Annotated in this window: 5 protein-coding genes; 2 read left to right on the top strand and 3 right to left on the bottom strand. The window is 67.0% G+C overall.

Annotation, left to right across the window (positions count from 1 at the left end; genetic code table 11):
• Together BIS11_RS09005 and BIS11_RS09000 are read right to left on the bottom strand one after the other, a co-directional pair.
• A partial coding sequence (locus BIS11_RS09005) for an ABC transporter ATP-binding protein (RefSeq protein ID WP_253585945.1) occupies positions 1–699 on the bottom strand: 699 nt, incomplete at its 3' end.
• A gap of 2 nt (positions 700–701) precedes the next feature.
• A complete protein-coding gene (locus BIS11_RS09000) occupies positions 702–2,507 on the bottom strand; it encodes an iron ABC transporter permease (RefSeq protein ID WP_253425445.1) in 1,806 nt (601 codons plus the stop codon).
• A gap of 310 nt (positions 2,508–2,817) precedes the next feature.
• On the opposite strand from BIS11_RS09000, the gene BIS11_RS08995 reads away from it, so the two are divergent.
• Positions 2,818–4,074, top strand: a complete 1,257-nt coding sequence (locus tag BIS11_RS08995; protein WP_253425442.1) for an AarF/ABC1/UbiB kinase family protein — start codon at positions 2,818–2,820, stop codon at positions 4,072–4,074.
• Between the two features lie 6 nt (positions 4,075–4,080).
• Here BIS11_RS08995 and BIS11_RS08990 read toward each other — a convergent pair whose 3' ends face one another.
• Complete coding sequence (locus tag BIS11_RS08990) at positions 4,081–4,677, bottom strand: GNAT family N-acetyltransferase (RefSeq protein WP_253425439.1); 597 nt, start codon at positions 4,675–4,677, stop codon at positions 4,081–4,083.
• Between the two features lie 149 nt (positions 4,678–4,826).
• Here BIS11_RS08990 and BIS11_RS08985 point away from each other — a divergent pair.
• Positions 4,827–6,164, top strand: a 1,338-nt coding sequence (locus BIS11_RS08985) for an SEC-C metal-binding domain-containing protein (RefSeq protein WP_253585944.1), incomplete at its 3' end; no start/stop codon positions are given.

The raw sequence follows: 6,164 nt of genomic DNA, 5'->3' as shown, positions 1-6,164 counted from the left end.
GTTCGGGCGGGCGTAGATGTCGTCGGGGCTTCCGACCTGCTGAAGGCGGCCCTGGCGCATCACCGCGATGGTGGAGGCGAGCGTCATCGCCTCCCACTGGTCGTGGGTGACGAACACGATGGTAGTGTCGAAGGCCTGGTGCAGGCGCTTGAGTTCGGCGCGCATCTCGAGGCGCAGCGAGGCGTCGAGGTTGGAGAGCGGCTCGTCGAGCAGCAGCACTCTGGGATTGAGCACCATCATGCGGGCCAGCGCGACGCGCTGCTGCTGGCCGCCGGAGAGCTGCGACGGGTAGCGGCTGGCGTAGGCGGCGATGCCGAGTTTCTCCATCACCTCGCCGGTGCGCAGGCGCCGCTCGTGCGCCGGCAGCTTGCGCAGGCGCAGGCCGAAGTCGATGTTCTGGGCCACGCTCATGTGCGGCCACAGCGCATAGCTCTGGAACACCAGGCCGAGCTCGCGCTTCTCCGGCGAGACGAAGCGCCCGCTCGCCGGATCGTCGACCACGGTGTCCCCGATCGAGAGGCGGCCCTGGCTTGCCTGCTCGAGCCCCGCGATCATGCGCAGCAAGGTGGTCTTGCCGCAGCCCGACGGGCCCAGCAGGCACATGAAGTCGCCGCTCTCGACGTGCAGGTCAAGGGTGTCCACGGCGCTGGCGCCGGGGCCGTAGCGCTTGGTGAGGGCGTTCAGGGTAATCGTTGGCATGGTCAGCTCTCCAGGCCCTGGGCAAGGCCGGTCTTGGTCAGTTTCTGGGTCAGCACCGTACCGCCCCAGGCGAGCAGGGCGATCATCAGCACCACGGCGTTGGCGGCCTGGGTGTAGTTGTAATCGACCAGGCGCAGCGAATAGGTGGTCAGCACGTCGGTGGCGGGCACCGCCAGGATGATGAACAGGCTCACTCCCTTGATGCCGGAGATGAAGGGCAGCACGATCCCCACCACCAGTGCGCCTTTCTGGATCGGCACGATGATGCTCGCCATGCGCCGCCACCAGCCGGCGCCGACGATCTGCGCGGCCTCCTCGGGCTCCCTACCCAGCTGGGTCATGGCCGAGATGCCGGCGCGGGAGGCAAAGGGCATCTGGTCGGCGATCAGCGCCAGCATCAGGATGACCGAGGTGCCGTAGAGCGCCGGAACGGGGCCGCGCTGCACCGCGAACAGCGAAAGCGTGGCGGCGGCGAAGGCGATGCCCGGTACCAGGTACGGCATGAAGGTGAGCTGGCGCAGGGTGCTCGCCAGCCAGTGCCAGGGCGTGCGGGTCACCACGTAGCCCACCAGGAGCCCCAGAAGGCCGGCGCAGACCGACGCGCTGCCGACGATGCGCAGGCTGTTCCAGGCCGCGGACCAGAAGTCCGGCGTCAGCAGGATGCCGCGGGAGAGGGCGACGGTCGACAGATCGCGCCCGACCCAGTAGTCGAGGGTGAAGTTGGCCGCCTCGAAGCGCCCGGGAAGGTGCATGATCGTGGAGAGGAACAGCGTGCCCAGCGGCAGCACCACGCCGACGCAGAACAGCGCGGCGGCGGCCAGGGTCGCCGGCAGGCGCCACACGCCCAGCGGGCGACGGCGCTGCATGGCGCCCTTGCCACCCAGGGTGACGAAGCGGCGTGCCTCGCGCATCAGGTAGAGATCGATCGTCAGCGTGATGCAGCCCAGCACCATGATGGCGCCGGCGAGCACCGAGGCGACCCCGGTCTGGCGCGAGGAGATGGCGCGAAAAAGCGAGGTGGAAAGGGTATCGAACTGCACCGGCAGGCCGAGGATGTAGGGCACCGCGAACTCGCCCAGCGCGTCGGCGAGAATCAGCACCATGGCCGACATCAAGGCCGGGCGCATCAAGGGCAGGACGATGCGCAGCGCCACCACCCTGCGACCCGCGCCCAGGATGCGCGCGGAGTCTTCGAGCTGGGTATCGAAGCGGCGCAGGGCGTTACCGAACAGCAGGATGACCAGCGGGATGTAGTGCAGCGCCATGATCAGCGTCATCGGCACGGCTCCGTAGGCCAGCCAGTCCGGCGAGTCGATGCCCATGGCCTCGAGCCAGCCGGGCTGGCCGCCCATCGAACGGTTCTTGAACAGCGTCGTCCAGGCCAGCGCGAAGGTCCAGGTAGGCAGCATGAAAGGCACGATCAGGGCGGTGGCGAACCAGCCCCGCCCCCACAGATCGGTGCGGCTGAGAAGCCACGCCATCACGCCACCGACGACCATGGCGATGCTCATCGAGGCGATCGCGACCATCAGGGTGTTGAGCAACGGCTGCCAGAAGAGCCGGTGGGAGACCGGCGAGGTGAACACGCGCTGCAGGTAGTGATCCGTGAAGCTGCCCTGGGGCGCGCGGATGCGCGTGGCGTCACCGAAGTTGACCTGGATGGCATCGAGCAGGATCGAGATCACCGGGGCGAGGATCAGGTACCCGAACAGCGCCAGAAGCGAGATGCCCAGAATCGTCGCCGAATGCTTCAAGCCCAGCGGCACTCCACGTCGTTGCAGGTGCGTCGCGTCACTCCACTGTGCCATGACCTATCCTCTTTCGAAAAATGCGGGCGATCGAAGTCAATCGACCGAGACAGGGGCATTCTAGGCGGCGAACGTGACAGTAAATTGACATGTTGCACCTATGTGCAAATTGCCTATTTTTAATTTTTAATAGTGATTTCAAGATCTTGAGTATGGGTAAAAGGTTCGTCAAAAAGCCGTACAGATAGTTTCATGCACATCGATACACGCTGAAGCTAACCCGGGGCAACGGCGTGACACGCACTCTCATCGAGGCTGTGGGCGGCGATGGGCTACGCTTAGGAGCATCGAGAGTCCAGAGGAGAGTGGCATGCGCGAGCGCGGACGAACACGGCGATTGATGGGCCTGGGGGCACGAACCGGCGGGGCGATGCTCAAGACCCGCCTCGGTGGCCAGGCGGACTGGCGCGCGCTGGGCGAGGCGCTGTTCGAGGGGCTTTCCGAGCTCAAGGGCCCGGCGATGAAGATGGCGCAGCTGATGTCCCAGTGGGACGACCTGCTGCCGGCGGATCTTTCCGAGGAGCTGGCGCGTTTGCAGCGCCAGGCGGAGCCGATGCCCTGGCCGCGCATTCGCGAGGCGCTCCTTCTACAGTACGGCGATCTCGACGCGCACTTTCGCGAGATCGAGGAGCGCCCCTTCGCCAGCGCCTCGATGGGCCAGGTGCACAAGGCACTCACGCATGAAGGCGACACCGTGGTGCTCAAGGTGCAGTACCCCGGGCTTGCCGAGGTGCTCGAGAGCGATCTCGTCCAGCTCAAGCGCATTCTGCGTCTGGGGCGCTGGTTCAAGGTGCCCCAGGCGCGCCTGGACGCGCTGTTCGAGGAGCTCGCCACCGGGCTTCGTGACGAGCTCGACTATAAAGCCGAGGCCCGGGCGCTTGCGCGCTACCGCGAGCGTTACGCGAGCGAGCCGCGGCTGGTGATACCCGAACCGCTGCCGGCGCTTTGCGGATCTCACGTGCTCGCCATGCGCTTCGTCGAGGGTACGCCGCTTCGCGAGCTGGAAGAGGCCGACGACGCCACCCGGCAGGCGGTGGCACGCACGCTTGCCGACTGGATCACCCGCGAGCTGTTCACCTTCGGGGAGCTGCACGCCGACCCGCACGCCGGCAACTTCGCCGTCGATGCCCAGCAGCGCCTCGTCATCTACGATTTCGGGGCGGTGATCGAGGTGCCCCAAGAGCAACTCACGGCGATGATGGCGCTCTTGAAAGCGACGCTGGACCAGGACGCCATGGCGATGGACGACGCCATGATGGCGCTGGGCGGACGTCAGGGGCAGGGCGCGCCGCTGGCGCTCTACCGCGAGGCGGCCGAATGCGTGGCGCCCTTGTTCGCACCCGGCGAGCAGGATTTCGGCGACGTGCGCGTGCACCGGCGCCTGCGCGAGCTGTCGCCCAAGGTGTGGGGCGCGATGGATCGGCTCCAGCCGCCGGCGGATACGCTCTTGCTCTCGCGTGCGCTCAACGGCCACTACTGGAATCTGGTGCGCTTGAAGGCACGTCTGGACATGCACGCCCGTGTGGCCCCCTTGCTGGACGAGGCCGGCTTTGCACCGCCCCGTTGAGGCGGCTCAGCCGGCCAGCGACTTGAGCCAGAACACCAGCGGCTTTTCGCTCTCCTCGGCCGCGTCGATGTCCTTCCAGGCGAAGCGAGCGGTCAGTGCCGCGCGGCGACGGTAGCCCAGATGCTCCCAGAAGCCGTGAAGCGGCCGGTAGCTGGCGAGTTTGGCCGGGTGATCCTCCGGACGCTCCACGGCGCAGAAAGCGACGGTCCCGAAAGAGTGGGATCTAGCGTGCGCCTCGCGCGCCGCTATGAACGCCTTGCCAAGGCCCTGGCCACGGTAGTCGTGAAGCAGCACGGATTCGCCGTAGTAGAACACGTCGCTCGGGTCGATATCGGCACGCTCGAACGGTGCGCGAAATTCGGCGACTTCATCCTTCAGCGGCTGCCCCGTCGAGGCCCCGACCAGCGTATCGCCGTCGAAGGCGAGCACGAACAGGCTGGCCGGATTCTGAGCGTAGCGGCCCAGGTACTCGGCCTCGTAGGCCAGGTCGCCATCGTAGAGGTAGGGGTAGTCACGAAAGACGCGAATGCGCAGGCGGGCGAGCGCCTCCAGGTGCGGCGTGATGGCATCCCCCTGGCAGGTGACGAGGGTTACGGCGGTCATCGCGGGTGGGGTCTCCAGTCTAGGGTCGCGCGGGCGGCGCTTGGTGCGGTCATCGCACACTAGCAGCCCAGGATGGTGACGCCAATCCTTCTGCGTCGAGCCCGGTAGCCGTGCTAGACTGTTGCGCTTTCAATACAGGGGAGATGGCAATGCTGGCGGTATGGGTCGATCAGCTGCTGGGATTTGCCTCGGGGGCACTCTCGGCGATCAGGCAGCACGAACACTACCCGGACTTCATGATCTGGGTGCGCGACGAAGGCGCGGAATTCTTCAACGGCAACGTGGCGACCGCTCAGGCGCTCGCGCCGATTCTCTGGTCGCAGACCCCGCTCGAACGGCTCGATTTCGCCGCCGAGTCCCTGGCCACGCCCGGGCGCAACGAACCTTGTTGGTGCGACTCCGGGCGCAAGTACAAGCAGTGCTGCCAGCGGGTCGACTTCCCGACCGAGATTCCCGCCCAGATGATGTGGATGCTGTCGCTCAAGGAGTGGAAGGGAGCGACCTTGAAGGCCGCCCTCGACAGCCACCGCGCGTCCGCCCAGGCGCTGCTCGAGGCTGGGTTGATCGCCGCCGAGAGCGGCCAGACCGGGCGCGCCATGCAGATTCTCGAGTCGCTGTTCGACGGCAGCGACTGGTCGCGCCTGCCGGATCAGGCCGAGCCCGCCTTCGAGATCCTGCTGGACATCTACCAGGAGCGCGGCTTCACCCGCAAGCGCGCGGACCTGCTCGACGAGGTGATGGAGCGCGGGCCGCTGTTCTTGCGCGGCGTGGCACTCGAGCGCCTGTGCCTGATGCATCTGGACAACGACGACCTGGACAGCGCGCGCGGCGCCTTCATCAAGGCGATGCAGGCGCTGCCGGACTCGCCGACGCTGGCCTACATCGAAGCCATGCTGCTGCTTCACGAAGGCCACGAGGAGGAGGCGCGCGAACGGGCCAACTTCTGGTATCGCCGCCTGGTGCGCCAGGGCGGGCTCGACGAGGAGCAGCTGGAGTTCCTCGCGGCGCTGGCCGACAACCCCGGCGCCACCCTCGCCGACCAGCTTCTCAGCGCCGAGGAGGATCTCGCCACGCCACTGATCGCGCTGCAGTCGCTTCTGGCGGCACTGCCCACCGCGCCCAAGCTCGACATTGCGCCCTCCGAGGATGGCGAGCGCCTGTACTACACCACCACCGCGCGTGAAGAAACGCTGTTCGCCGCCTGGCACGAGCAGTTTCAGGTATGGGTGGATGACGACGTCGCACTCGGTTTTCGCGACGACCCCTGGGGAAACGCGGTGGAGTGGATGTCGGCGCTGTGCGCCAACCCCGAGTGGCTCGACGCACCGCAGGTGGTGCAGGATCTCACCCTGGCGCTCACCAGCCGTTTCGGAAGCCTCCCGTGGATGGCGGCGAGCCTGCTCGAGCCCTTGGCGGTGCGCCTTTCGCGCTGGCTCGAGCAGGCGCGCGCCGCAGGCCCGGGCAACCTGTGCTGGGACGATGCGAGC

It is taken from the genome of Halomonas sp. 707D4, assembly GCF_024158685.1.
Classification (GTDB): domain Bacteria; phylum Pseudomonadota; class Gammaproteobacteria; order Pseudomonadales; family Halomonadaceae; genus Vreelandella.
Note: the sequence above shows the minus strand (reverse complement) of the source record. Positions and strands in the feature narration are given on the sequence as shown.